A 23,810-nucleotide genomic window follows, 5' to 3' on the forward strand; every position below is an offset into this window, starting at 1 on the left:
TTTCATTCAGGAAAGTGACATTGACCGGGGAAATATGTCTGAGCAAACGTGCAGATTTTCGTTAAACGTGCTGACAATTAACATCCATAAAGGCTTTACGACGTTTAATCGACGCTTCATGTTGCCGGCACTGCGCGACGCCATTCGCAGCGTCAGCGCCGATATCGTCTGTCTGCAGGAGGTCACCGGGGCGCATGAGATTCATTCGCTGCAGATCGAAAACTGGCCGGACCGCAGCCATTATGAGTTTCTTGCCGATACCCTGTGGAGCGAATACGCCTATGGACGCAACGCAGTCTACCCGGAAGGCCATCACGGCAACGCCGTACTCTCTCGCTTTCCTATTGAATATAATGAAAATATCGATATCTCCGTTGGCAACAGCGAAAAGCGCGGTCTGCTCTACTGCCGAATCGTTCCGCCGCAAAGCGCGGCGCTACATCTGATTTGTGTGCACCTCGGCCTGAGCGCGCGGCAGCGATCGGCCCAGCTGGCGATGCTCGCCAGGCGGGTCAACGACCTGCCCGCCCAGCAGCCGGTGGTGGTGGCCGGCGATTTTAATGACTGGCGCCAGCAGGCCAACCGGGTGCTAAAGGCGCAGGCCGGGCTGGAGGAGATCTTTACCCGCGCCCATGGCCGCCCGGCGAGAACCTTTCCTGCGCGTCTTCCGCTCCTGCGCCTTGATCGGATCTACGTGAAAAATGCGCATGCCAGCCACCCAACGGCGTTGCCACTTCGACCCTGGCGTCACCTCTCTGATCATGCCCCGCTGAGCGTGGAGATTCATCTATGAAATGCAGCTGGCAGGAAGGAAACCGCATCCAGCTCCTGGAGAACGGCGATAACTACTATCCGGCACTGTTTGCCGCCATCGCCCGCGCGCAGCGGAAAGTGATCCTCGAAACGTTTATCTGGTTTGAAGATGACGTGGGCTGGCAGCTGCACGCCGTGCTGTTAAAAGCCGCACGCCGCGGGATACGGGTCGAAGTGCTGCTCGACGGCTACGGTTCCCCCGACCTGAGTGAGCGTTTCGTGAATGAGCTGAGTGCCGCCGGCGTGATTTTTCGCTACTACGATCCGCGCCCGCGTCTGTTCGGCATGCGAACCAATCTGTTTCGCCGCATGCACCGCAAAATTGTGGTGATCGATGAGACGACGGCCTTCGTCGGGGGCATCAATTACTCCGCCGAGCACATGACCGACTATGGCCCGGAGGCAAAACAGGATTATGCCGTTCAGGTGGAGGGGCCGGTGGTGCAGGATATCCTGCAGTTTGAGCTGGAAAATCTCCCGGCCAGCGAAGAGACGCGCCGCTGGTGGCTCAGGCGTCGCCACCAGCCGGCGATCAACCGCAACCCCGGGGAGGCGCAGGCGCTGTTTGTCTGGCGGGATAATCAAGAACATCGCGATGATATTGAACGCCATTATCTCAAGATGCTGGCTAACGCCCGCCGGGAAGTGATCATTGCCAACGCCTACTTTTTCCCCGGCTACCGGCTGCTGCATGCGATGCGTAACGCCGCCCGCCGCGGCGTGCGGGTTAAGCTGATCGTGCAGGGCGAGCCGGATATTCCTATTGTTAAAGTCGGCGCCCGCCTGCTGTATCGCTATCTGGTCAACGGCGGCGTACAGATTTTTGAGTATCGCCGCCGGCCGCTGCACGGCAAAGTTGCTCTCGCCGACGACCATTGGGCCACCGTCGGATCGAGCAATCTTGACCCGCTGAGCCTGTCATTAAATCTGGAAGCTAACCTGATTATCCACGATCGCCAGTTTAATCAGACCTTGCGCGACAACCTTAACGGACTGATCGCCGAGGACTGTAAGCAAGTGGACAAGTCGATGCTGCCAAAGCGCAGCTGGTGGAATGTGGGTACCAGCGTGCTGGCCTTCCACTTTCTCCGTCACTTCCCGGCGTGGATAGGCTGGCTGCCTGCCCATACGCCGCATCTGGCGCGGGTCCGCCCGCCGGTGCAGCCAGAAATTGAAACTCAGGATCGGCTGGATGCGACGAATCAGGAGGTGAAACCCTGATGGCAAAATCACACCCTCGCAGGCGGATGGCGAAAAAGATCTTTACCGTCATTTTCTTCCTCGCCGTAACGGCCCTGCTGGTGGTTTATGCGCAAAAAGTGGACTGGCCGGCGGTGTGGAAGGTGATTCGCCACTATGATCGCACCGCCCTGCTCGGCGCGGTGGGGCTGACGATAGCGAGCTACCTGATTTATGGCTGCTACGATCTGCTGGGGCGCGCATGGTGCGGACATAAACTGGCTAAACGGCAGGTGATGCTGGTGTCGTTTATCTGCTACGCCTTTAATCTGACCCTCAGCACCTGGGTTGGCGGTATCGGTATGCGCTACCGCCTCTATTCGCGCCTCGGTTTGAGCGGCGGGACCATTACCCGTATTTTCTCGTTGAGCATCACCACCAACTGGCTGGGGTTTATTCTGCTGGGCGGCGTGATTTTCACCGCAAATCTGGTGGCGCTACCGGCGCACTGGTATATCAGTCAGGACACGCTGCGGCTCATCGGGGGCGGACTGCTGGCGATGAGCGCGCTTTATCTGTGGGCCTGCGCCTTTGCCCGTCGGCGCCATCTGACGATTAAAGGCCAACGGCTGGTGCTGCCTTCATGGCGGTTCGCTCTGCTGCAGATGGCGCTTTCGGTGGCAAACTGGATGGTGATGGGCGCGATTATCTGGCTGCTGATGGCGCAGCAGGTCGATTATTTCCTCGTCCTGGGCGTGCTGCTGGTCAGCAGTATTGCCGGCGTCATTGTGCATATTCCAGCCGGGATCGGCGTGCTGGAAGCCGTTTTTATCGCCATGCTTTCCGCCGAGTCGATTAGCCGCGGGGCGATTATTGCCGCCCTGCTGGCCTGGCGCGCGCTGTATTACTTTTTGCCGCTGCTTATCGCCACCGTCGGCTATCTGCTGCTGGAGAGTCGGGCGAAAACATTACGCGAAAGGAATCAGCGTAAGCTGGCGGACGGATAGGTGAGATGGCGGGGATAATCGGCGCTCCCCGGGCCAGGCGCAGCCCGGGGAGCAAAGGCGTTAACGACGGTTGCCGAAAATACGCAGCAGCATCAGGAACAGGTTGATAAAGTCCAGATACAGCGTCAGCGCGCCAAGAATGGAGTACTTACGCAGCGTGGAGGTGTCTCGCGTATCGATCTGCTCGCCGATGTTTTTCAGTTTCTGCGTGTCATAAGCGGTCAGGCCGACGAACACAATCACCCCGATATAGGTAATCGCCCACATCAGCGCTTCACTCTTCAGCCAGAAGTTGACCAGCGAAGCCAGGACAATACCAATTAAGGCCATAAACAGCATGTTGCCGAAACCGCTGAGATCGCGCTTAGTGGTATAGCCATAAAGGCTCATTATCCCAAACATCCCGCCGCTGACCACAAAGGTACTGGCAATCGACGAATAGGTATAGACGAGGAAGATGCTGGATAGCGTCAGTCCGGTCAGCGCCGAATAGAGCATAAACAGCGTGGTCGCCATCCCTGCGCTCAGGCGCTGCACCATCCCGGAAAGCACGAATACCAGCGCCAGCTGGGCGATAATCAAACCAAAAAAGGTTATTTTGCTGGAAAAGACGAACATCATGACCGCCGGCGTATTGGCGGCAAACCAGGCAATGAATGCCGTCAACAGCAGCCCGACCGTCATCCAGCCGTAAACCTGGGCCATATAGGTTTGCAGGCCGCTGCGTGCCTGAATAATGGAATCTGAACGAGGGAATCTGTCCATGACTGTCTCCTGATTAACACGTTTTCTCTTACTAAGCGTACCACACTACCAGCGCTCTGCCGCCTGGCGATCGCTATCGCGTGCATCCACCCAACGTTCGCCTTCCGGTGTCGCTTCCCGCTTCCAGAACGGTGCGCGGGTTTTCAGGTAATCCATAATGAACTCCCCGGCGGCAAAAGCGCTGCTGCGGTGCGCGCTGGTCACGCCAACGAATACAATCTCTTCGCCTGGCCACATTTCGCCGATGCGGTGAATCACCGTCACCCGGCCGAGCGGCCAGCGTTCCCGCGCCAGCTCAACGATTTCCGCCAGCGATTTTTCCGTCATTCCCGGGTAGTGTTCGAGGGTCAGCGCCTTCACGCTATCCCCGAGATTGTGATTACGTACTTTTCCGGTAAAAGTGACCACCGCGCCGTCTTCATCGCGCTCGGCCAACCACGGATATTCGTCGCCGACGCAAAAACGATCGTGGCTGACGATAATACGAGTCTGCGTCATTTAACCTCCCGTAACCGGCGGAAAGAACGCCACTTCGTCGCCGGCCACCAGCGGATGGTCAAAGGGGGCCAGCGTCTGGTTTACCGCCGCCAGCAGCTTGCCCTCTTCCAGCGCCAGCGCCCAACGTTCGCTGCGGCCGGCGAGCTGACGCCGTACGGTTTCGACCGTCGACTGCGCATCGACCTCAAGGGTCAGGGATTCAGTGCCAACCAGTTCGCGCACCTGGGCAAAAAACAGAACCTTAATCATGAGTCTCGTCCGCCTTGAAATCCCCGGATTTACCGCCGCTTTTCGCCAGCAGACGCAGCGGACCAATCACCATATCTTTTTGCACCGCTTTGCACATATCGTAAATCGTCAGCGCCGCCACGGAAGCAGCGGTCAGCGCTTCCATCTCCACGCCGGTTTTGCCGGTCAGACGGCACAGCGACTCGATGCGCACCCGGTTGTGTTCCGGCTGGGCCTGCAAATTGACCTCGACTTTACTCAGCATCAGCGGATGACACAGCGGGATCAGCTCCCAGGTGCGTTTTGCCGCCTGGATACCGGCAATGCGGGCGGTGGCGAAGACATCGCCTTTATGGTGGCTGCCGTCGATGATCATCGCCAGCGTCTCCGGCCGCATTTCAACATAGGCTTCAGCCCGGGCTTCGCGTACCGTCTCGGCCTTGGCAGAAACGTCTACCATGTGCGCCTCGCCGGCGGCGTTAATATGGGTGAGTTGTGACATCGTTTATTTCTTAAGATGAGAGATAAAGTTACATGGGCGCGTACGGGCATCCAGCTGCGGAGCAATGATATTTTCCCACGCGGTGCGGCAGGCTTTGGTTGAGCCCGGCATGGCAAAAATCAGCGTGCGATTCGCCATGCCGGCAATGGCGCGGGATTGCAGCGTCGATGTGCCGATTTCTTCGAAGGAAAGCATGCGGAAAACTTCACCAAACCCTTCGACTTCACGGTCAAACAGCGGTCGCAGCGCCTCCGGCGCCTGATCCCCGTCGGTAAACCCGGTTCCACCGGTGATGAGCACCACCTGCACATCATCGCTGGCTATCCACGCCGAGACCCGGGCGCGGATGTCATAGCGGTTCTCTTTAACAATCGCCTTATCGACAATACGGTGGCCCGCCTCCTGCGCCGCGTCACGCAGCCAGTGGCCGGAGGTATCATCCTCTTCGCCACGTCGGCTGGAAACGGTGAGAATAGCAATACGGGTCGGGTTAAACTCAGCGCTGGCCTGACTCATCTGTTCGCTCCTTTAGAATGAATTATCCGCCAATATACGACAGGTTTTGCGTAATACCGGTGTTGCCCTGATGCAGGAAATGGGTTTGTTTTTTATGGGTTAATGCTTCGGAGATGCGCGCTTCCAGCGCCGCCTGCTGCTGGTCCTCGACAAGCAGGTCGCGCAGATCCACGCCGCCGTCGCCGAACAGACACAGATGCAGCTTGCCTACGGAGGAGACGCGGAGACGGTTGCAGCTGGCGCAGAAATCTTTCTCGTACGGCATGATTAAGCCAATTTCCCCGGCGTAATCCGGGTGACAAAAGACCTGGGCCGGGCCGTCGCTGCGTTGGCTGATTTGGTGAATCCAGCCGCGACGCAGCAGCTCATCGCGCAGCACCATGCCGGAAATATGGTGACGTCGGAACAGGTCGCTGCCCTCGCCGGTCTCCATCAGCTCGATGAAGCGCAGCTGAATGCGTCGGGGTTGGATCCACGCGAGGAAGGTGTCGAGCTGATGATGGTTCACATCGCGCATCAGCACGGTATTGACCTTGACCTTCTCAAAACCGGCGGCAAAGGCGGCATCAATGCCGTCCATGACCTGGTGAAATTTATCCTGCCCGGTAATGGCATGAAACTGGCGCGCGTCGAGGCTGTCAACGCTGACGTTAATCGCCGTCAGTCCGGCATCACGCCACCGGCTGACGTCGCGCGCCAGACGATAGCCATTGGTGGTGACCGCAATCTGGCGAATCGCGCTGTTTTCACGTACGGCGGCGATGATATCGGCAAAGTCGCGGCGCAAAGAGGGTTCGCCGCCGGTCAGCCGCACCTTCTCGGTGCCGAGCGCAGAGAAAGCGCGCGTGACGCGACGTACTTCATCAACGCTGAGAAAGCCTTTGTTGGTGACCGCGCCGGGTTTGTAACCATCCGGCAGGCAGTAGGTGCAACGAAAGTTACACACATCGGTAATTGACAGGCGCAAGTAATAAAACTTACGCGCAAATGCATCGGTAAGCTGTGAAGCCATATACACCTTTCCAAGTACGGGAGACGCGGTCATTTCTTCCCACGCCCTGGTGACAAGCGAGGCTGTCACGGCCAAAGCACCATATCTTGCGACACAGGCACAGAGGCTAGAGTGTTAACTGGTTTATGCCGATAGTAGCGCGGAAACGGCAGTTTCGCCATTCTCACTTTCGTTATATAATTGTGTATATATCGACACGATCGTGCATTTTCGATACAGAATAGCTAAAAACCAGGCTTTTGCATTGATATCGGTCATTTTGTCAGGATCCGGGCATCGTCTTTTAGGGGTAGATCGGTTACTGTGAGCCCGTTTAATTGAGATAAGGAATGTGTATGCGCACTCGTACGTTCGCCGATCTGGATCGCGTCGTGGCACTTGGCGGAGGGCACGGTCTGGGCCGGGTGATGTCATCACTCTCATCGCTCGGATCACGTCTTACCGGGATCGTCACGACTACCGATAACGGCGGCTCCACGGGGCGGATTCGCCGTTCCGAAGGCGGCATTGCCTGGGGCGATATGCGCAACTGCCTTAACCAGCTGATCGCTGAACCCAGCATTGCTTCGGCGATGTTTGAGTACCGTTTCTCCGGTAATGGCGAACTTTCCGGGCATAACCTCGGAAATCTGATGTTAAAGGCCCTGGATCACCTGAGCGTGCGGCCTTTAGAGGCGATCAATTTAATCAGAAATCTGCTAAAAGTGGACGCATTCCTGATCCCGATGTCGGAACAACCGGTAGATCTGATGGCCATTGACCATGAAGGCCATGAAGTCTACGGCGAAGTCAATATCGACCAGCTGCCCCGCGTGCCGAAGGAACTGATGCTCTCCCCGCCGGTGCCGGCGACCCGCGAAGCGGTAGAGGCTATCGCAGAAGCCGATTTAATCCTGATTGGCCCCGGAAGTTTCTATACCAGCCTGCTGCCGATTCTGCTGCTCGATGAGATGGCGCAGGCGCTGCGCCGAACGCCGGCGACAATGGTCTTTATCGACAATCTTGGCAAAGAACACAGCCCGGCGGCGAATCTGACGCTGGCGGACAGGGTCGGGATTATGGAGCACTATATTGGCAAGCGGGTGATCGATGCCATCGTTGTTGGGCCGAAAACCGATACGACCGGTCTGGAAAACCGGGCGATCGTGCAGACGCCGCTGGATGCCGCGGATGTTCCCTATCGCCACGACCGGGTGCTGTTACGTAACGCGCTGGAAAAAGCGATCCAGACCTTAGGTTAACCCGCTGGAGGCGAGAAGGCGCGGGTAACGACGCGCCAGACCTTTATATTAAAATATTAAGGTTGTCTTAAAATAAAGGTGGCACCATGGCAACTATCTTAGTCCCAGGATTGTTGCTATGTCGTTATTCACTTTACGTCGGCCGGTCATGAGCCGTACGGTTTATCTGATTATTTTTGCCCTCTATGTCGGGCTGCTGCTCAATCTCGCGTTCTATCGTCAGGTGTTCACTCTGCTGCCGGTAAACAGCCTGCACAACTGGCTGGTGTTCCTCAGCATGCCGGTGGTTGCCTTCAGCGTGATGAATATTCTCACCACGCTCGCCTCCTTCCTCAAGCTCGACCGCCTCGTTATTAGCCTGTTTATTCTGCTGAGCGCCTCGGCCCAGTATTTTATCTGGACCTTCGGCGTCGTCATTGACCGCGCCATGATTACCAACATTCTGGATACCACGCCGGCGGAAAGCTTCGCCCTGATGTCCGGTAAGATGGTGCTGACGCTGGGACTGTCCGGTGTTCTGATGGTCGCCCTCGCCTGGTGGATAAAAATCAGTAAAGCCAAAACAGTGTGGCGCAGCATCGCGGTACGTCTGCTGAATATCCTCGTGTCGGCCCTGCTGATCGTTCTGGTCGCTGCGCTGTTTTATAAAGATTACGCCTCGGTCTTTCGCAACAATAAAGAGCTGGTGAAATCCCTGAGTCCCTCCAATAGCATCGTTGCCATCAACTCGTGGTATGCGCACAACAAGATGGACAACCTGCCGCTGGTAAACATTGGCGAAGATGCCGTGCAAAAACCCGAAATGCACAGCGGCCCGCGCAAAAACCTGACCATTCTGGTGCTGGGAGAGACGTCGCGCGCGCAGAATTTCTCGCTGGGCGGCTACGAACGCGAGACCAACCCGCGACTCAAACAAGACGATGTCATCTACTTTGCGAATACCACCTCCTGCGGCACGGCGACCGCGGTGTCGGTACCCTGCATGTTCTCCAATATGCCGCGGGCGCATTACGATGAAGAGCTGGCCCACCATCAGGAAGGCGTTCTCGACATCCTGCAACGCGCCGGCATTCGGGTGCTGTGGAACGACAACGACGGCGGCTGTAAGGGCGCCTGCGATCGCGTCCCGCATCAGAACGTGACCGACCTGAACCTGACCGGCCAGTGCATCGATGGCGAATGTTACGATGAAGTGTTGTTCCATAATCTGGAGAGCTACATCGATAATCTGCAGCAGGACGGGATTATCGTGCTGCACACCATCGGTAGCCACGGTCCGACGTATTACAATCGCTACCCTGCTGAATTCAAAAAATTCACCCCAACCTGCGATACCAACGAAATCCAGAGCTGCACCCAGCAGCAGCTGACGAATACCTACGATAATACAATTCTGTATATCGACTATATAGTTGATAAAGCGATAAAATTATTGCAGTCAAAGCAGGATAAATTCACCACCAGCCTCGTTTACCTCTCCGATCACGGTGAGTCGCTGGGGGAAAATGGCGTCTATTTACACGGCCTGCCGTGGTCAATCGCCCCGGAAACGCAAAAACATGTGCCGATGCTGCTCTGGTTGTCCGAGGATTACCAACAGCGCTATGGCGTTTCCAGCCAGTGTCTGCAACAAAGAGCTAAAACAGACCCTTATTCTCAGGATAATCTGTTTTCTACCCTGCTCGGACTCCTTGGGGTCGATACCCGCGAGTACCAGGCAACCGATGATATTTTAACGCCGTGCAGAAGCGAGACCGCCAGATGAAAATCTTAGTCATTGAAGACGACGCACTCCTGTTACAAGGCCTGATCCTGGCAATGCAAAGCGAGGGATACGTCTGTGATGGCGTCGCCACTGCTCACGAGGCCGCCCTGTCCCTCGCCAGCAACCATTACAGCCTGATCGTACTCGATCTCGGCCTGCCGGATGAAGATGGCCTGCACTTCCTGATGCGCATGCGTCGGGAAAAATTCAGCCAGCCGGTGCTGATCCTGACCGCCCGCGATACCGTTGAAGATCGCATCAGCGGTCTCGACACCGGCGCGGATGACTATCTGGTGAAACCTTTCGCCCTGGAAGAGCTGAACGCCCGCATCCGCGCGCTGCTCCGCCGCCATAATAACCAGGGCGACAACGAAATGGCCGTGGGCAACCTGCGGCTGAACATGACTCGTCGCCTGGTGTGGCTGGGCGGCGAGGCGCTGGACCTGACGCCGAAAGAGTACGCCCTGCTCTCTCGCCTGATGATGAAAGCGGGCAGCCCGGTACACCGTGAAATTCTCTACAACGATATCTACAGCTGGGACAATGAACCCGCCACCAATACGCTGGAGGTTCATATCCATAACCTGCGCGAAAAAGTGGGTAAAGCCCGTATTCGTACCGTCAGGGGGTTTGGCTATATGCTGGTGAACAATTCAGGAACGGAATAACGCCATGGCACTGTTCGCAAGTGAAACCTGGACCATGCGTCACCGTCTGCTGCTGACGATCGGCACTATTCTGGTGGTCTGTCAGCTGATCAGCGTTTTCTGGTTATGGCACGAAAGCAAAGAGCAGATTCAGCTGCTGGTGGCGAGCGCCATCGAAGGGCATAACAACCAAAAGCACGTTGAACACGAAGTGCGCGAGGCGGTCGCGAGTCTGTTAATACCCAGCCTGCTGATCGTCGGTCTGGCGCTGTATATCAGTCTGGTGGCGGTGAGAAAAATCACCCGACCGCTGTCGAATCTGCAAACTGAGCTGGAGAGCCGTACGCCGGATAACCTGCAGCCGATTACGCTGACGGAGTCGGTTCCGGAAGTGACGGCGGTGACGACAGCGATTAACCAGCTGGTTTCTCGCCTTAACTTAACCCTCGATCGCGAACGTCTGTTCACCGCTGACGTCGCGCACGAGCTGCGTACCCCGCTGGCGGGACTGCGTCTGCATCTCGAACTGATGGCGAAAGTACACCACGTGGAGGTGGGTCAGCTGATCCAGCGTCTGGATCAGATGACCAACAGCATCTCACAGCTGCTGCAGCTGGCGCGCGTCGGGCAGTCATTTTCCGCCGGGAGCTACCAGCGCGTGCTGCTGAAAGAGGATGTGGTCGAACCGATTCGCGGTGAGCTGGAGAGCATGCTGGAACAGCGCCAGCAGACGCTGGCGCTCGCCCTCCCCGAGGGGGATGATGCCAAAGATGTTGTTGTCTCCGGTGATGCCACGCTGCTGCGCGTTGTGCTGCGCAATCTGGTGGAGAATGCGCATCGCTATAGCCCGGCAGGGTCGAAGATAAAAATCGCCATACAGGCCGGTACAACGCCGGTTATGGCCGTGGAAGATGAAGGTCCGGGGATTGATGAAGCGAAAAGCGGCGAGCTGAGTAAAGCATTTGTCCGTATGGACAGCCGCTACGGGGGAATTGGCCTGGGATTAAGTATTGTGACGCGCATCGTTCAGCTGCACGATGCCCAGTTTTTCTTACATAACCGCCAGCCTGGCCCCGGCGTTCGAGGCTGGATTCAGTTTCCTAAGCCTTCGCGTTAGAACGTCAGCACCCACTGATGGACAAAAGCGACAACCACAACAAACGCACAGGTAAGGGCCAGAGACTCACGGAAGGTTAATTTTTGCATGACACTATCCTCATCAGAATGAGGATAGTGTCGCCTGGCAAGATTAAGCAGACATTAAGCCAGCCAGAAAACGCCGCGGAATAGCAAAAAATCGGCGTCCCGTCACACTGCCTGGCCCCACGCGCAGCGCATCGCGTCCTGCGGGATCAGGACGCCGCAATAAACAGCTCGCGGAGCTGATGCAGCTGGTCACGAATTTGCGCGGCTTCTTCGAACTCCAGATTCTGCGCATGTTGCATCATCTGCCCTTCCAGCTCGTGAATTCTCTGCTGCAGCGCTTTTGGCGTCAGCAGCACCTCAGGCGTATCCGCCTCAACCGGCGAACGTGATTTTCCGCGGCCCTTGGCTTTCGTCTTCGCCAGATTGCTGCCCAGTTGCAGAATATCGACCACTTTTTTATTCAGCCCCTGCGGGGTGATACCGTGCTCTTCGTTATAGCGCTGCTGCTTCTCACGGCGACGCTCGGTCTCGCTGATGGCTTTGGCCATCGAAGCGGTAATTTTATCGCCATACAGAATCGCTTTACCGTTGATATTACGCGCGGCGCGACCGATGGTCTGAATCAGCGAGCGTTCCGAACGCAGGAAGCCCTCTTTATCGGCATCCAGAATTGCCACCAGCGACACTTCCGGCATATCCAGCCCCTCACGCAGCAGGTTGATACCCACCAGAACATCGAACTCGCCCAGCCGCAGGTCGCGGATGATCTCCATACGCTCCACGGTATCGATATCGGAGTGCAGGTAGCGCACGCGTTCGCCGTGCTCTTCGAGATACTCCGTTAAATCTTCCGCCATCCGTTTGGTCAAAGTGGTGACCAGCACGCGCTCGTTGATGGCGACGCGGATGCGAATCTCCGACAGCAGGTCATCGACCTGAGTCGCCACCGGCCGCACTTCAATCAGCGGGTCAAGCAGCCCGGTCGGACGTACCACCTGATCGACCACCTCATCGCCAGATTTATCCAGCTCATAAGGCCCCGGCGTCGCCGAGACGTAAATGGTCTGCGGCGCCAGCGCCTCAAACTCTTCGAACTTCAGCGGACGGTTATCCAGCGCCGACGGCAGACGGAAGCCGTACTCCACCAGCGTCTCTTTGCGCGCCCGATCGCCGCGGTACATGCCGCCGATTTGCGGAATAGTGACGTGGGATTCGTCAATCACCAGCAAACCGTCTGCCGGCAGGTAATCAAACAACGTCGGCGGCGGTTCGCCCGGCCCGCGCCCGGAAAGATAGCGCGAGTAGTTTTCGATGCCCGAGCAGTAGCCCAGCTCGTTCATCATTTCGAGGTCGAACTGGGTACGCTGGCTCAGGCGCTGCTCTTCCAGCAGCTTGTTGTTTTCCAGCAGCACTTTACGCCGCTCCGCCAGCTCGACTTTTATCTCTTCCATCGCCTGAACGATTCGCTCGCGTGGCGTCACGTAGTGCGTTTTCGGGTAGATGGTATAGCGTGGAATCGTCGATTCAACCTGACCGGTGAGCGGATCGAACAGCGACAGCCGCTCAACCTCTTCATCGAACAGCTCGATACGCAGCGCAATATCGTCGGATTCCGCCGGGAAGACGTCGATCACTTCGCCGCGCACGCGGAAGGTGCCGCGCTGGAAGGCCTGATCGTTACGGGTATACTGCAGCTCCGCCAGGCGGCGTAAAATCGCCCGCTGGTCGATCAGCATGCCGGTGGTCAGGTGCAGCATCATCTTCAGGTAGAGATCCGGGTCGCCCAGACCGTAGATAGCCGATACCGAAGCCACTACCACCACATCGCGCCGCTCAAGCAGCGCTTTGGTCGCCGACAGACGCATCTGCTCGATATGCTCGTTCACCGACGCGTCTTTCTCGATGAAGGTGTCCGAGCTCGGCACGTAGGCTTCAGGCTGATAGTAATCGTAGTAGGAGACGAAATATTCCACCGCATTGTCCGGGAAGAACTCTTTCATTTCGCCGTACAGCTGTGCTGCCAGGGTCTTATTCGGCGCCAGCACCATCGTCGGACGCTGAAGATCGGCGATAACGTTAGCAATGGTGAACGTCTTGCCCGACCCGGTCACCCCCAGCAGCGTTTGGTGCGCCAGGCCATCTTCCAGCCCCTCTTCCAGGCGGCGGATAGCCTCCGGCTGGTCGCCAGAAGGACGGAATGCGGAATGCAGCGTGAACGTTTTACTCATATGTCTGGCCCTGAAGAAGGATGAAGCGCCTGGTGATATACGGCAGGTGTTTAATTCTACCCTTCACGCTCACTTTTGCCAATAAATAATACTGGATATAAAAACAGTATTCTATTATTGTTTGTGCCTGAAATCGCCCGCGCGCGCGTCGTTTTGGGGTAAAAAAAGACCATCCTGCAGAATAATCCGCCAGAGAGTAGGGTTATCCCCAAAAAAATTTATCATTTAACATTTGTCAAGCAAGGTGGTGAATCTTTTGTGGCATCAGGTGACACTTTCCTTACAGCCATTGCTTTTATTCAACTAATTGATATTTAATGATATTAAACAAAAGATGGGTTTCGCGCCAATTCAGCCGCAGGCCGCGTAATCTCTAGCTTACCGCAAGTTCTCTAACTCTAATACACAAGGTTATCCACAGGAATAGTGGATAAGTGTCTGCAGGCCATGCCTTCTGCCACCCCGCAGAAATCGACCGCCGGTGAAAATCGACCGCCTAAAAAAAATTATCGAATTATTTTTGATATTTATCAGCTAAGGGTGCCTGCTTTTTTGTTGCTTTCTGCACCATTTTTCATACCCCTTAGCACCGGGAGAGTGCAACCGCCTCGCTGACTCGCCTTCGCCCCGCCCCGCGGCAGCTGCCCGTACGGGAAAAAACCGAAACATCTTTTTCCTGGCAAGAGATTTGCAGAATCTTCATGTCGCCCGCTATCCCCAAACAGGAGAAAACGTCTATGTTGAGTCTACGCGCAGTCAATCAGTACTACGGAAATCAGCACACGCTATGGAATGTCGACCTTGAACTTCAGCCGGGGGAGTGCACCTGTGTGATGGGACTCCAGGGGATGGGGAAAACCACGCTGGTGAACTGCATTACCGGACATCTTCCGGTCGCCAGCGGCAGTATGACCTGGCATGACATCGGCTCGCCGCCCTGCGATATCACGCCGCTCTCCGCCCATTCCCGCTCGATTATTGGCATCGGCTATGTCCCGCAGGACAGGCGGATCTTTTCTCAGCTGAGCGTGGAGGAGAATCTGCATATTGCGCTGGCCGCCGGAGGGAACCCGGGCGGCGCCGTAAAGGGGGAGATTTACGATTTTTTCCCGGAGCTCTACGCACGACGTCAGCATAAAGCCGCGATGTTGTCAGAAGATGACCAGTACCAGCTGGCGCTGGCGAGAGCGCTGGTTGTCCGGCCGCGTCTGCTGATTCTTGATGAACCTTCGCGTGGCAGCGGACAACACTTCGTGCATAAGCTGGGTGACCTGCTGGTGCGCCTGAACCGCGACATCGGTTTAACGGTGCTGCTGGCGGAACAGCACCTGCCGTTTATTCGCCGGGTGGCGGACCGTTTTTGCCTGCTGCATCGCGGGCGTAACGTGGCGCAAGGCCGCGTTATCCAGCTGGATGAACCGCTGCTGGCACAGTGGATGACGCCCGATCCAGCGCGCTGAGATCCAGATACTGGCCGAGATCTTCACGTCGCGACGCGTCCGCCAGCCATGGGATCTCGCCCAGCAACGGGGCCGCAAGTCGATCGTTGAGGGTCGCCAGATATTCCGCATGGCGTTTACCCGGCGGCTGGATGTCGTTTGCAATCCAGCCCACCAGCGGCAGCCCGGCCTGACGTACCGCCTGGGCCGTCAGCAGCGCGTGGTTGATGCAGCCGAGTTTAATGCCGACCACCAGAATGACCGGCAGCCGTTCGTCGCGTACCCAGTCGGCAAAACTCAGCGTCGCGGATAGCGGCGTAAACCAGCCTCCCGCTCCCTCCACCAGCACCCATTCCGCCAGCGTCTCCAGTTCACGCAGCCCGGCAGAAAGCGCATCGCCGGTAATCGGCCGCCCCTCTTCCGCGCTCACGATATGCGGTGAGGTCGGTTCGGCAAAGGTAAAGGGGTTGACCTGCGCATAGTTCAGCGCCACACCGCTATTGCGCTGGAGTGCCAGCGCATCATCGTTACGCAGCCCGTGCGCCGTCAACTCACTCCCGGAGGCGACCGGTTTATAGCCCGCGCACTTCAGACCTGACAGCTTCGCCGCCTGCAACAGGGCGCAGCTGGTGACCGTTTTACCGACTTCTGTGTCGGTTCCGGTGACGAAAAAACGTTTAGTCACGTTCAATGACTCCTGTAAAAAGATGGTACGTCAGCGGGCACTGGCCCTGCTGTTTTGGCCAGGCCAGCTGCAGCTGACGCAGTTTTCCCCGGCTCAACGGCGCCGCGCTGCGCCCCTGATGCAAGTGTGTTGCCCCAATCCCTTTGAGCGAACGCATCGCGCTCAGAGCATCGGCAAACGGCAGGCTGACGGCGTGAACCTCGCCAACGGCTCGCCGCCCGGCCAGCGCCTCGCGCACCGCCCGTTCGCTGAGAAAGCGGTTGGCATGGGGATGGGTGTCAATCGCGCGCCAGGCCTGATTCAGCTCGGGAAGCGAATCGGCCAGCAAGGTGGTGAACGCGACCCGACCGCCGGGGCGCACCACCCGGCACAGCTCATCGAGCGCGCCGGACAGACTCTCGCACCACTGAACCGCCAGATTGCTCCACGCCAGATCGACGCAGGCATCGGCCAGCGGCAGCGACTCAATATCCCCGGCAAGATAACGATGCGCGCACGCGTTGCGCTGGGCCTGCGCCAGCATCTCAACCGAGAGATCGAGCGCCGTCACATGACTGCCGACCTCGCGCCAGTAGCGACTCATGCTGCCGGGGCCGCAGCCGGCGTCGAGGACCGCTGAAAAGGGGCGGCCATGAAGCTGACGCAGCAGCAGTTCAGCGCTGTAACGCTGCAGCGCGTCGTGTTGCGAATAGTGGGTGGCCGCCCGGCCAAAGGCCGCAGCCACCGCCCGTTTATTCACCGCCGCCATGCAGCACCTCCAGCAGACGGGTAATATCAGTCGGCTCATGGGCCGCGGTCAGCGTCAGGCGCAGCCGCGCGCTGCCTGCCGGCACCGTCGGCGGACGAATGGCCGTCGCCCAGCAGCCCTGCTCACGCAGGCGCGCCGCCAGCTGCAACGCCCGCGTATTGTCACCCACGATCAGCGGCTGAATCGCGCTGGTCGAGGCGCTCAGCTCCCCCGGAAAATCCGCCATACCGTCGCGAAATTGCGCCACGCGGCTGGCCAGTTTTTCCCGCCGCTGCCGGCCATCATCGCTGCGGATCACCGCCAGCGCGGCGCTCAGCGCAACCGCCTGGGCCGGCGGCATGGCGGTGCTGTAAATCAGATGTCGGGCAAACTGCAGCAGATAGTCCGCCAGCGCCTCGTCGCACAGGATCGCCGCGCCGCTGACGCCAAAGGCTTTACCGAAGGTCACGACCAGCAGTTCCGGGCGGACGTTTTGCGCGTGGCAGCTACCGCGCCCTTCATCGCCCACGACGCCAATACCATGCGCATCGTCCACCAGCAGCCAGCCGCCGGCCGCCCGGGTCGTTGGGGCAATATCGCGAAGCGGTGCACTATCGCCATCCATGCTGAACACCCCTTCCGTCACCACCAGCTGTTGCCCCGCCAGCGGCTTACCGAGAAGTTCACTCAACTGCTGCACGTCGTTGTGCGCAAAGCGTCTGAGCTGCGCCGGGCTCAGGCTGGCCGCTTCGAGTAAAGAGGCGTGGCTCAGGCGATCCGCAACGATGCGATCGTCCCTGGCGAGCAGCGCGGTAATCAGCGCCTGGTTGGCGGCAAACCCGGAAATAAACAGCAGCGCGCGCGGATATCCCAGCCAGTCCGCCAGGCTCTCTTCCAGTTCACGATGCGCCTCGCTGTAACCGCTGACGTGGCCGGATCCGCCGGAACCCACGCCATAACGCGCCGCCCCCTGCTGCCAGGCGGCGATAATCTGCGGATGCTGGCTCAGTCCGAGATAATCATTGCTGGAGAAATTCAGCCAGCGCCGATCTTCACGGATAAGCCAACGCCCGGCACCCTGCGCCACCGGCTGGCGGCGACGGAATGCATCCGCCTGCCGCCGCTCGCTCAGCGCCTGGTCGATGCGTTGCTGCCAGCTCATAGCACCGCCGCGTTGTAGTATTCCTCGGTATCGGGGTTATTCAGCGCATGTTCCAGACGCTGCTGTTGCTCGTTATCGCCTTCCAGCACCGCCGTCTGCTGCGGGTTAAGCCCCAGTTTGCGGAACAGCTGCAGGTCTTTGTCCTCTTCCGGGTTCGGCGTGGTCAGCAGCTTGCAGCCGTAGAAAATCGAGTTCGCCCCGGCCATAAAGCACATCGCCTGGGTCTGTTCGTTCATCTGCTCGCGGCCGGCGGAAAGACGCACGTACGAGGTCGGCATCATGATGCGCGCCACCGCAATGGTGCGGATAAAATCGAAAGCATCGACATCGTCGTTATCGGCCAGCGGCGTGCCCTTCACCTTAACCAGCATGTTGATCGGCACGCTTTCCGGCGGCGTTGGCAAATTAGCCAGCTGTAACAGCAGGCCAGCGCGATCTTTCTCGGTTTCGCCTAAGCCGACGATCCCGCCGGAACACACCTTAATCCCGGCGTCACGCACTTTGTCGAGGGTGTCCAGGCGCTCCTGATAGGTGCGGGTGGTAATGATGTTGCCGTAAAATTCCGGCGAGGTATCGAGGTTGTGATTGTAGTAGTCCAGCCCGGCTCCCGCGAGGCGCTGCGCCTGGGTGTCGGTCAAGGTGCCGAGCGTCATGCAGGATTCGAGCCCCAACGCTTTGACGCCTTTGACCATTTGCTCCAGATACGGCATATCGCGATCGTTGGGGTTCTTCCAGGCGGCCCCCATGCAGAAGCGCGTTGATCCGGCATTTTTTGCCTGGCGCGCGGACTCCAGCACCTGCTCAACTTCCATCAGACGCTCCGATTCGAGACCGGTTTTGTAGCGCGCGCTTTGCGGGCAATATTTACAATCTTCCGGACAGGCGCCGGTTTTGATCGACAGCAGCGTGCTGACCTGGACCTGACGCGGATCGAAGTGCTGGCGGTGGGTCTGCTGCGCTTCAAACAGCAGATCTAACAATGGTTTATTAAACAACTCAGTAACTTGCGACATTGTCCAGCGTGCGTGGTGAGCCATTGGCCTCTCCAAAGGGTTTTGTTAATTGTCGGTTCGGTTTATACTCGTAAACCTAAATGTTTTCAAAATGGTTTACAAGTCACTTATGACAACGGACGATCTCGCCTTCGATCGGCGCCACATTTGGCACCCCTACACCTCCATGACTTCTCCTCTGCCGGTCTATCCGGTGGTTTCCGCCCACGGCTGCGAGCTGTCCCTCGCCGGCGGAGAGCAGCTGATTGACGGAATGTCATCCTGGTGGGCGGCAATCCACGGCTACAATCACCCTCGTTTAAACGCCGCGATGAAAGCGCAGATTGACCAGATGTCACACGTGATGTTTGGCGGTATCACCCACCCTTCGGCGGTGGCGCTGTGCCGCCAGCTGGTGGCGATGACTCCGGAGTCGCTGGAGTGCGTATTCCTCGCCGACTCCGGCTCGGTCGCGGTGGAAGTGGCCATGAAGATGGCCCTGCAGTACTGGCAGGCAAAAGGCGCAGCGCGGCGGCGCTTTCTCACCTTCCGCAACGGCTACCACGGCGATACCTTTGGCGCGATGTCGGTCTGCGATCCGGATAACTCCATGCACAGTTTGTGGCAGGGCTATTTGCCGGATAACCTGTTCGCCCCGGCGCCGCAAAGCCGCTTTGGCGGCGAGTGGGATGAACGGGATATGGTGCCGTTTGCCCGCCTGATGGCGGCCCATCGGGATGAGATCGCGGCGGTCATTCTCGAACCGGTCGTACAGGGCGCCGGCGGCATGAGGATGTATCATCCTGAGTGGCTGAAGCGCATCCGCAAGATGTGCGATCGTGAGGGCATTCTGCTGATTGCCGATGAGATTGCCACCGGATTTGGCCGGACCGGCAAGCTGTTTGCCTGCGAACACGCGGATATCGCCCCGGATATTCTGTGTCTCGGCAAAGCGCTGACCAGCGGAACCATGACGCTGTCGGCTACCCTCACCACCCGTTCGGTGGCCGAGACCATCAGCGACGGCGAAGCCGGCTGCTTTATGCACGGCCCGACCTTTATGGGCAATCCGCTGGCCTGCGCGGTGGCGACAGAAAGTTTGCGTCTGCTGGAAAGCGGCGAATGGCAAGGCCAGGTCGCCGCGATTGAAGCGCAGCTTAATGTCGAGCTGGCTCCGGCACGGGAATCCCCGCTGGTCGCCGATGTCCGCGTGCTGGGTGCCATCGGCGTGGTGGAAACTTGCCGCCCGGTCAATATGGCCGCGCTGCAGCGCTTCTTCGTCGAACAAGGCGTATGGATTCGCCCGTTCGGCCGCCTGATTTACCTGATGCCGCCGTACGTGATTACCCCGCTGCAGCTGACGCGCCTGACCCAGGCGGTTAACGCGGCGGTGCTCAACGAAACATTTTTTCGCGATTAAGTAGCAGAAACTGGCCGTCAACAGGACTACACTTCTTTGTTAATCAGTTGATTATCCCAGAGGAGACGAGACGGCATGAACCTAATCAGTCACGATCTGCAGGATGGCGGGAAATTGCCCCACCGCCATGTATTTAACGGCATGGGCTACGATGGCGATAATATCTCGCCGCATCTGGCGTGGGACGAGGTGCCTGACGGAACTAAAAGCTTTGTGGTGACCTGTTACGATCCCGATGCGCCCACCGGCTCCGGCTGGTGGCACTGGCTGGTCGCCAATCTACCGGCGGAAACGCGCGAACTACCGCAGGGAGCCGGCTCCGGTCTGGCCCCGCTGCCGGCCAGCGCAATCCAGACCCGCACCGATTTCGGCCTCCCCGGCTACGGCGGCGCGGCGCCGCCAAAAGGGGAAAGCCATCGCTACATCTTTACGGTGCATGCGCTGGATGTCGAGAAGATCGAGGTCGATGAAGGGGCAAGCGGTGCGATGGTAGGCTTTAACGTCCATTTTCATTCGTTGGGCAGCGCATCCATCACCGCCCTGTTTATCTGACTTTCTCCCGTCAGTCCCTCCCCGGATAGCGGCTTACGCCTTATCCGGGCGACCTGACACCCCCTTTGTGGCCCGGTAAACCTGGCCCGGGGCGCGAATTACGCCACCCGGGATACCTGACAGCCCCTTTGTAGCCCCGGTAAGCGCAGCGCCACCGGGGGAGCCCCCAGGGGCGCGAATTACGCCCACCCGAAATACCTGACAACCCCTTGTAGCCCCGGTAAGCGCAGCGCCACCGGGGACTCATTCAGCTCGAAGATGACTGCTCAGCCACCGGCATCCGCACGGTTTTTTTGACTTTCGCATACCAGATAATCGTCAGCAGCCCAAGCCAGACCAGACCGGCGATCAGCGCAATCCGCGTCTCCTCCACCATCCCGAGCACCGCAATCACCAGTCCCATAAACAGCAGGGTCAGCAGCGGCGCAACCGGCCAGAACGGCACCGGGAACGCAATCTGGCGACGTTCTTCTGCCGACAAACCGCGACGCATGGCGAAATGAGCCAGCAGGATCATCAGCCAGACCCATACCGTTGCAAATGCCGCCAGGGAGGCAATCAGCACAAAGACCTGTTCCGGCATCAGATAGTTCAGCACTACCGCCACCAGCAGCGCCACGCCCATCACCACTACCGTCATCCACGGCACGCCGTTGCTGGCGATTCGCTGGAAGCTTTTCGGCGCCATCCCCTCTTTTGCCATGCCGTACATCATGCGACCGGCGCCAAAAATATCGCTATTGATGGCTGAAATACTGGCGCTGATCACGATGATATTGAGGATTGTCGCCGCCGCCGGAATCCCCAGGCCGCTAAAAATAAGCACGAACGGGCTGCCCTGCTCGCCAAAGCTGTTCCACGGGAAAATGGCCATCAGGATCGCCAGCGTGCAGACATAGAACAGCACGATACGCAGCGGGATGGTATTAATTGCCTGCGGAATCACTTTCTTCGGGTTCTGCGCTTCCGCCGCGGTCACGCCGATAATTTCGACGCCGCCAAAGGCAAACATCACAATACCCAGCGACGCAACAATTCCCTGCCAGCCGTTCGGCGCGAACCCGCCGTGGCTCCACAGGTTTTCCAGCCCCGTCGCCGGGAAGGCATGACCAAAGCCGAAGAAAATAATGCTGCCGCCGGCGACGATCATCGCAATAATCGCCACCACTTTAATCAGCGACAGCCAGAACTCCATCTCGCCGAAAATGCGCACGTGGCACAAGTTCATCGCGCCGATGAAGAAGATAATACTCAGTACCCAAATCCAGCGCGGCACATCCGGGTACCAGAGCCCCATATAGATACCAAACGCGGTGACATCCGCCAGGGCGACAATCACCATCTCAAAGGTATAGGTCCAGCCGGTGATAAACCCGGCCAGCGGCCCGAGATACTGGCGGGCATAGCTGCCGAAGGAGCCGGAAACGGGGTTGCGTACCGCCATTTCGCCCAGCGCACGCATGACGATAAATACCGCCGCGCCGCCGATCAGATAGGCCAGCAGAACCGCCGGTCCCGCGGCCTTAATGGCGGCGGCAGAACCATAAAACAGCCCGGTACCAATGGCGGAACCGAGCGCGATGAAGCGAATATGTCGGGCATTCAGCCCGCGCAGCAGGTGGGGCTTTTGTGGCGATTGTGGTTGTTGTTGCATATGCAAGTGTCCTGATAATTTTTGTATGACGACAAATATGCGTGTAGGACGGCCGGGGGGAGCTTATCCCCCCGACACGGGTACAGAAAACAACGAGGGTCAGATCTGACCAGACAAGACGGCAGGGAGCAGTCGCGTCAGGTGGCGCGCTGCCAGAAGCTCAATAGCGTTATCGATATCCGGGGCGAAGAAGCGATCCTGGGTGTAATGCGAAACCCGCTCGCGCAGCAGATGACGCGCCTCTTCCAGCAGCGGACTGCTGGCCAGCCCTTCGCGCATATCCAGCCCCTGGACGGCGGCCAGCCACTCCACGGCCAGCACGCCGCGGGTGTTTTCCGCCATCGCCCACAGACGACGACCGGCAGCCGGCGCCATCGAGACGTGATCTTCCTGGTTTGCCGACGTCGGCAGGCTATCAACGCTGTGCGGGTGCGCCAGCGCTTTGTTCTCACTGGCTAACGCCGCAGCGGTCACCTGCGCAATCATAAAGCCGGAGTTGACGCCGCCATTTTTCACAAGGAAAGGCGGCAGCTGCGACATATGACTGTCCATCATCAGCGCAATACGACGCTCGGACAGCGAACCGATTTCGGCAATCGCCAGCGCAATGTTATCCGCCGCCATCGCTACCGGTTCGGCGTGGAAGTTACCGCCGGAGATCACTTCATTCTCGGCGGCGAAGACCAGCGGGTTATCCGACACCGCATTGGCCTCAATCAGCAGGACTTCCGCGGCCTGGCGAATCTGGGTCAGACAGGCGCCCATCACCTGCGGCTGACAGCGCAGAGAGTACGGGTCCTGCACTTTGCTACAGTTGTGATGCGACTGCGAAATCTCGCTGCTGTCGGTCAGCACATGGCGATACAGCGCCGCAGCGTCAATCTGCCCGCGCTGGCCGCGCGCTTCGTGAATACGCGAATCAAACGGACGACGCGATCCCAGCGCCGCTTCGGTGGTGAGCGCGCCGCATACCACCGCGGAAGCAAACAGATCTTCCGCGTCAAACAGGCCGCGCAGCGCAAACGCCGTCGATGCCTGAGTACCGTTCAGCAGCGCCAGCCCCTCTTTCGCCGCCAGGGTAATCGGCTCGAGACCCACTTTTTTCAACGCCTGCAGCGCCGGCATCCACTCGCCGTCGACGCGGGCTTTCCCCTCACCCAGCAACGTCAGGGACATGTGCGCCAGCGGCGCCAGGTCACCGGATGCGCCGACGGAACCTTTAGCCGGGATCCACGGCGTGACGCCTTTATTCACCAGTTGAATCAGCGCCTGAATGACGCTCAGACGAATCCCGGAGAAGCCGCGGGAAAGGCTGTTAATCTTCAGCACCATAATCAGACGTGCCATGGCATCATCCAGCGGCTCACCAATGCCCGCCGCATGAGACAGCACCAGAGAACGCTGCAGGTTTTCCAGATCGTCCGTGGAGATCCGCGTTGACGCCAGCAGGCCAAAACCGGTGTTAATGCCGTAAGCGGTGCGTCCTTCGGCCAGAATGGCGTTGACGCAGGCGACGCTCTCGTTAATAGCGGCAAAAGCCTGCTCGTCGAGAGTGATGGTCAGCGGATGCTGGAACACCTCGCGTAGCTGCGCCAGACTCAGTTGACCTGGAATCAGAGTTAAGTTTTTCAT

General features: G+C 58.4%; 23 protein-coding genes and 1 riboswitch. Of the genes, 10 read left to right on the plus strand and 13 right to left on the minus strand.

All coding sequences use genetic code 11. The annotated features are described in order from the left end of the window. The first annotated feature begins 34 nt into the window (after positions 1–34). Genes Q1L34_RS18370 through Q1L34_RS18380 form a run of 3 tightly spaced genes read left to right on the plus strand, consistent with a single transcriptional unit; the run spans position 35 to position 2,999 of the window. Positions 35–793: an endonuclease/exonuclease/phosphatase family protein gene (locus Q1L34_RS18370; protein ID WP_004859779.1), complete on the plus strand. Its 759-nt coding sequence runs from the start codon at positions 35–37 to the stop codon at positions 791–793. Continuing rightward, the gene (gene clsB, locus Q1L34_RS18375; RefSeq protein WP_004859778.1) at positions 790–2,034 is read left to right on the plus strand and encodes a cardiolipin synthase ClsB; all 1,245 of its coding nucleotides are present in this window, start codon (positions 790–792) and stop codon (positions 2,032–2,034) included. The genes Q1L34_RS18370 and clsB overlap by 4 nt, the downstream gene beginning before the upstream one ends. Next, positions 2,034–2,999 carry a lysylphosphatidylglycerol synthase domain-containing protein gene (locus Q1L34_RS18380; RefSeq protein WP_004859777.1) on the plus strand — a complete coding sequence of 322 codons (966 nt, stop codon included), beginning with the start codon at positions 2,034–2,036 and terminating at the stop codon, positions 2,997–2,999. The genes clsB and Q1L34_RS18380 overlap by 1 nt, the downstream gene beginning before the upstream one ends. Positions 3,000–3,059: 60 nt before the next feature. Here the strand turns inward: Q1L34_RS18380 and Q1L34_RS18385 are convergent, their stop codons facing one another. The 6 genes from Q1L34_RS18385 to moaA form a co-directional block, all read right to left on the minus strand. Continuing rightward, entirely contained in the window at positions 3,060–3,764 is a 705-nt protein-coding gene (locus Q1L34_RS18385; RefSeq protein WP_004859776.1) for a Bax inhibitor-1/YccA family protein, read from the minus strand. A 45-nt stretch (positions 3,765–3,809) separates the two neighbouring features. Further along, positions 3,810–4,262: a molybdopterin synthase catalytic subunit MoaE gene (gene moaE / locus Q1L34_RS18390; RefSeq protein ID WP_004859775.1), complete on the minus strand. Its 453-nt coding sequence runs from the start codon at positions 4,260–4,262 to the stop codon at positions 3,810–3,812. After that, positions 4,263–4,511 (minus strand): molybdopterin synthase sulfur carrier subunit, encoded by a 249-nt coding sequence (gene moaD, locus Q1L34_RS18395; protein ID WP_044348188.1) that lies wholly within the window; start codon positions 4,509–4,511, stop codon positions 4,263–4,265. It lies immediately after the preceding gene. Further along, the gene (gene moaC / locus Q1L34_RS18400; protein WP_015584850.1) at positions 4,504–4,992 is read right to left on the minus strand and encodes a cyclic pyranopterin monophosphate synthase MoaC; all 489 of its coding nucleotides are present in this window, start codon (positions 4,990–4,992) and stop codon (positions 4,504–4,506) included. Before moaC ends, moaD begins: the two co-directional genes overlap by 8 nt. Positions 4,993–4,995: 3 nt before the next feature. Next, positions 4,996–5,508, minus strand: a complete 513-nt coding sequence (gene moaB / locus Q1L34_RS18405) for a molybdenum cofactor biosynthesis protein B (RefSeq protein ID WP_004859772.1) — start codon at positions 5,506–5,508, stop codon at positions 4,996–4,998. Positions 5,509–5,530: 22 nt separating this feature from the next. After that, positions 5,531–6,520, minus strand: a complete 990-nt coding sequence (moaA, locus tag Q1L34_RS18410; RefSeq protein WP_004859771.1) for a GTP 3',8-cyclase MoaA — start codon at positions 6,518–6,520, stop codon at positions 5,531–5,533. Next, positions 6,508–6,646, minus strand: a riboswitch (molybdenum cofactor riboswitch). It overlaps the preceding gene by 13 nt. Before the next feature lie 209 nt (positions 6,647–6,855). Here moaA and yvcK point away from each other — a divergent pair. The 4 genes from yvcK (at position 6,856) to pmrB (ending at position 11,290) form a co-directional block, all read left to right on the plus strand. Next, positions 6,856–7,761 carry a uridine diphosphate-N-acetylglucosamine-binding protein YvcK gene (gene yvcK, locus Q1L34_RS18415; RefSeq protein ID WP_004859770.1) on the plus strand — a complete coding sequence of 302 codons (906 nt, stop codon included), beginning with the start codon at positions 6,856–6,858 and terminating at the stop codon, positions 7,759–7,761. Between the two features lie 118 nt (positions 7,762–7,879). Beyond that, a complete protein-coding gene (eptA, locus tag Q1L34_RS18420; RefSeq protein ID WP_064357231.1) occupies positions 7,880–9,526 on the plus strand; it encodes a phosphoethanolamine transferase EptA in 1,647 nt (548 codons plus the stop codon). Then, positions 9,523–10,194 carry a two-component system response regulator PmrA gene (pmrA, locus tag Q1L34_RS18425; protein ID WP_004859768.1) on the plus strand — a complete coding sequence of 224 codons (672 nt, stop codon included), beginning with the start codon at positions 9,523–9,525 and terminating at the stop codon, positions 10,192–10,194. Before eptA ends, pmrA begins: the two co-directional genes overlap by 4 nt. Before the next feature lie 4 nt (positions 10,195–10,198). Further along, the gene (pmrB, locus tag Q1L34_RS18430) at positions 10,199–11,290 is read left to right on the plus strand and encodes a two-component system sensor histidine kinase PmrB (RefSeq protein WP_004859767.1); all 1,092 of its coding nucleotides are present in this window, start codon (positions 10,199–10,201) and stop codon (positions 11,288–11,290) included. 235 nt (positions 11,291–11,525) lie between these two features. Here pmrB and uvrB read toward each other — a convergent pair whose 3' ends face one another. Further along, positions 11,526–13,547: an excinuclease ABC subunit UvrB gene (uvrB, locus tag Q1L34_RS18435; protein WP_004859765.1), complete on the minus strand. Its 2,022-nt coding sequence runs from the start codon at positions 13,545–13,547 to the stop codon at positions 11,526–11,528. A 737-nt stretch (positions 13,548–14,284) separates the two neighbouring features. Here uvrB and Q1L34_RS18440 point away from each other — a divergent pair. After that, positions 14,285–15,007: an ABC transporter ATP-binding protein gene (locus Q1L34_RS18440; RefSeq protein ID WP_004859764.1), complete on the plus strand. Its 723-nt coding sequence runs from the start codon at positions 14,285–14,287 to the stop codon at positions 15,005–15,007. Here Q1L34_RS18440 and bioD read toward each other — a convergent pair. The 4 genes from bioD to bioB are packed head-to-tail and all read right to left on the minus strand — an operon-like array spanning position 14,949 to position 18,597. Beyond that, complete coding sequence (bioD, locus tag Q1L34_RS18445; RefSeq protein ID WP_004859763.1) at positions 14,949–15,671, minus strand: dethiobiotin synthase; 723 nt, start codon at positions 15,669–15,671, stop codon at positions 14,949–14,951. The genes Q1L34_RS18440 and bioD overlap by 59 nt on opposite strands. Further along, complete coding sequence (bioC, locus tag Q1L34_RS18450) at positions 15,664–16,419, minus strand: malonyl-ACP O-methyltransferase BioC (protein ID WP_004859762.1); 756 nt, start codon at positions 16,417–16,419, stop codon at positions 15,664–15,666. The genes bioD and bioC overlap by 8 nt, the downstream gene beginning before the upstream one ends. Continuing rightward, positions 16,403–17,560, minus strand: coding sequence for an 8-amino-7-oxononanoate synthase (bioF, locus tag Q1L34_RS18455; RefSeq protein ID WP_064357232.1), 1,158 nt, complete (start codon positions 17,558–17,560; stop codon positions 16,403–16,405). The genes bioC and bioF overlap by 17 nt, the downstream gene beginning before the upstream one ends. Next, positions 17,557–18,597 carry a biotin synthase BioB gene (gene bioB / locus Q1L34_RS18460; RefSeq protein ID WP_004859760.1) on the minus strand — a complete coding sequence of 347 codons (1,041 nt, stop codon included), beginning with the start codon at positions 18,595–18,597 and terminating at the stop codon, positions 17,557–17,559. The genes bioF and bioB overlap by 4 nt, the downstream gene beginning before the upstream one ends. An 85-nt stretch (positions 18,598–18,682) precedes the next feature. On the opposite strand from bioB, the gene bioA reads away from it, so the two are divergent. Further along, positions 18,683–19,972 (plus strand): adenosylmethionine--8-amino-7-oxononanoate transaminase, encoded by a 1,290-nt coding sequence (gene bioA / locus Q1L34_RS18465; RefSeq protein WP_327204232.1) that lies wholly within the window; start codon positions 18,683–18,685, stop codon positions 19,970–19,972. A gap of 75 nt (positions 19,973–20,047) precedes the next feature. Then, a complete protein-coding gene (locus tag Q1L34_RS18470) occupies positions 20,048–20,524 on the plus strand; it encodes a kinase inhibitor (RefSeq protein ID WP_004859758.1) in 477 nt (158 codons plus the stop codon). A 247-nt stretch (positions 20,525–20,771) separates the two neighbouring features. Here Q1L34_RS18470 and Q1L34_RS18475 read toward each other — a convergent pair whose 3' ends face one another. Beyond that, positions 20,772–22,178, minus strand: coding sequence for an amino acid permease (locus Q1L34_RS18475; RefSeq protein ID WP_004859757.1), 1,407 nt, complete (start codon positions 22,176–22,178; stop codon positions 20,772–20,774). Between the two features lie 99 nt (positions 22,179–22,277). Next, positions 22,278–23,810: a histidine ammonia-lyase gene (gene hutH, locus Q1L34_RS18480; RefSeq protein WP_327204233.1), complete on the minus strand. Its 1,533-nt coding sequence runs from the start codon at positions 23,808–23,810 to the stop codon at positions 22,278–22,280.

The organism is Klebsiella ornithinolytica (assembly GCF_030505655.1).
Lineage (GTDB): Bacteria > Pseudomonadota > Gammaproteobacteria > Enterobacterales > Enterobacteriaceae > Klebsiella > Klebsiella ornithinolytica.